The following is a 2962-nucleotide window of genomic DNA, read 5'->3' on the forward strand; positions in this document are numbered from 1 at the left end:
CCCCGCCTCCAGGAAACCCTCGCGGGCCATGGCCGTTTCCGCATAGCCGGTAATGAACAAGACTGGCAAGCGTGGGCGCAGGCTGCGTGCAATCTCGGCCAACTGGCGGCCATTCATGCCGGGCAAACCGACATCGCTGACCAGCAGATCCACCGGTTGGGTCGAGCGCAGTACCTTCAGGCCCTCATTGGCATCGGCGGCACTGTGGCAGGCGAAGCCATCCTCGCGCAGAGCCTGGCACAGCAATTGGCGTACATGCAGGTCGTCCTCGACCACCAGCACGTGATGGCCCTGGTAACCACGCACGGGCTGTACGGGTTTGACCGGTGCCTGGCCCTGGTCGACATGGCGCGGCAGGTACAAGTCCACCCGGGTCCCCTGACCGATCTGGCTGTGCAGGGTGACATGGCCACGGGATTGCTTGCTGAAGCCGTACACCATCGACAGGCCCAGGCCGATGCCCTGGCCGATCGCCTTGGTGCTGAAGAACGGCTCGAAGGCATGCTCCAACGTGCTTTGCGCCATGCCCTGGCCGTCATCGATGATGCGCAGACGTACATAGTCGCCGACGCACAGGGCGCCGGGGAATTGCCCGGCACCGATGTGCTGGTTACTTGCCTCGATGCGCAGTTGGCCACCGTTGGGCATGGCTTCACAGGCATTGAGTAGCAGGTTTTCGAGGGCTTCATGCAACTGCTGGTCATCGGCTTCGACGGACCACAGGCCCTTGTCGATTTGCACCTGCAGGGTCACGGCCGGGGTAAGGCAAGCCTTCAGGCGCTTTGTCTGGAGCAGGTCGTGCAGGTCTATTTGCTGGCTGTGCAGCGATTGCCGAGAAGAGAAGGCCAGCAGGCGGTGGGTCAGACGTGCTGCGCGTGACACCGCCTCGCGGCCCATGCGCAGCACGTTATCCAGGCCATCGCTGCGGCCCTGGCGCAAGCGCCGGTCGATCAGCTCGAAGCTGCCGCCAATGCTGGTGAGCAGGTTGTTGAAGTCATGGGCGACCCCACCGGCCAGTTGGCCGATGGCCTCCATCTTGCGCGTCTGGTGGCGGGCAAACTCGCTGCGCTGCTGCGCTTCGCCGGGAGGTTCGGCCAGGGCATCAAGGCGTTGCTGCAGGTTCTGCAACTGGTCGCGCGCCAAGTACTGCCGGCGCCGGTTGCGCAGGGCGGACTGGGTCACGCGCAGCAGCTGGGCGTTTTCAAAAGGTGCGACCAGCAGGAGCAGGTTGCCCACCGGATTGTTGGTCGAGCCATTGGCTGATTGACTCCCTTGACCGAGCAGTACGATGGGCAGGTCCGACCAGCACGGTTGCTGGTCGATGAATGCCTGCAGCAATGGGCTTGGACCCTGCTGGAACGCTTGCTCGGCAATGATTGCCAGGCCCGCGCCTTCGGCCAGGCAGGCTTTCAGGTTGGCCAGATCGACCGCGCACAGGCTGTCGATGCCCGCGCAAGCGAGCAGCCGAGCAGTATCCGCGGCTATTGGCGGGGGCGCCAGGATCAATGCACGTTCGTCCAGCGCCAACGAACTGGCCAAAACGACTCTCCTGTAGGGCGGCCTGATATCCACTGGACCTCCGGCATAGCCTCAGGGTTCAATAAATTTCGGACAGTGCCTACAGGCCCTGTTGCAGCACGGGGTCGTCCGGGTTCTGCCGCTCCAGCTCGGCCAGCAGCACCTGCACGTTCTGCAACTGGCCGGTTTCCTTCCAGTACTGGATCAGCAGCACCCGTGCCCGGCGATTGGCCGGCTGACGGCTGAGCACGGTTTCCAGTTGCTTTTGCGCGGCGTCGAGTTGTTCCAGCTCATGCAGGGTTACCGCCAGTGTATAGCGGTAGTCGGCGTTGTCCGGGTCCAGTTCGACGGCGCGGGACAAGGCCAGCAGTGCGTATTCGCGCTGTTCGTGGCGGTTCAACCAGAGCCCTAGTTCGTGCTGCAGAAAAGCCGAGTCGGGGCTCAGCGCCAGGGCTTTGCCCAGTACCTGACGCGAGGCATCGTGGTGGCCCTGGCGCTCCAGCAGGCGTACCTGGGTCGCAAGTGCGTCGAGGTTGCCTGGCGCTACCGTCAGGGCTCGTTGCAGGGCAGTGGCGGCCAGGGTGTAGTCGTTTTCGTGCAGGTACAGGCGCGCCAGGTGGACTTGCGCGTCGGCGTCTTCGGGCTGTTGCTCCAGGGCCTGCTGGTATTGCTCCAGGGCGACCTGCAGTGGGCCGAAATACAGGCCGATGTCATCCGGGGCAAGGCCGAGCAGGGCATCTACTGCGGCGAAGCGCACGCTTTGTTCGTCGTCGTCCAGCAGTGGGCCGAGCACCAGGCTGCGCTGCGCCGCTGGCAGCAGGCGGCGGATACCGGCAATGGCTGCGCGGCGCACCAGCGGGTCGGCATGCTCGAGGTCCTGACGGGCGAGTTTCAATGCCTGGGGCGAAGGGTAGTTGGGCAGTTCGGCATACAAGGCCGCCCGGCGGATGGGTGGCAGGTCGGTGCGCTGCAGTTGCTGGTACAGCACCCGTGCAGCGCCGGGTTGGCCCTCATGAGCCTGGCGCAGGGCCTTGGCGTAGCTGTGGGCCGGGAGGGTTGGCGGGGCTGGTGGGGTGTCCCGCCACAGGTAGCCGAACAGGGCCGATACCAGGATCAACAGCAGCAGGGCGATCAGGTAGCGGTTGCGTCTGGGCATCGGACGATCCGTGGCGGCGGGAAGGGCAGAGCTTGGGCTAGCTGGGGGGTAAATGCAACCGAGTGAGGGCTGACAGGTGCCTGGCTCGGATCTTTTTGGGGGGGCACAAATCGAGCGCCGCCCGCGCGGCGCTTCGCAGCACAAGGCTGCTCCTACATCTGTTTCAGGCCAGTAACGCCTGTGCCAATGCACGCGACCGCCCTGCGTGCCCGGCACGATATCAAGGTGGACACCAAAGGGCCCGCGCGCATCTGCCTCAGGAGTAACTGGCCCGCAACAGATGTAGGA

At 64.7% G+C, this 2962-nt stretch carries 2 protein-coding genes; both read right to left on the reverse strand.

Annotated elements, in window-relative coordinates; translation table 11 throughout:
- Positions 1 to 1539 (reverse strand): ATP-binding protein (locus tag JV551A3_RS15055; RefSeq protein ID WP_133978868.1); only part of this gene is annotated, 1539 nt, incomplete at its 3' end.
- 79 nt (positions 1540 to 1618) lie between these two features.
- Entirely contained in the window at positions 1619 to 2674 is a 1056-nt protein-coding gene (locus JV551A3_RS15060) for a tetratricopeptide repeat protein (RefSeq protein WP_133978870.1), read from the reverse strand.
- Between the last annotated feature and the right edge of the window lie 288 nt (positions 2675 to 2962).

Source organism: Pseudomonas inefficax, from assembly GCF_900277125.1.
Classification (GTDB): domain Bacteria; phylum Pseudomonadota; class Gammaproteobacteria; order Pseudomonadales; family Pseudomonadaceae; genus Aquipseudomonas; species Aquipseudomonas inefficax.

Bases quoted from the DNA above. Each gene is read 5' to 3' on its own strand.
- JV551A3_RS15060 (WP_133978870.1), bottom strand. From the start codon at position 2,674: ATGCCCAGACGCAACCGCTACCTGATCGCCCTGCTGCTGTTGATCCTG.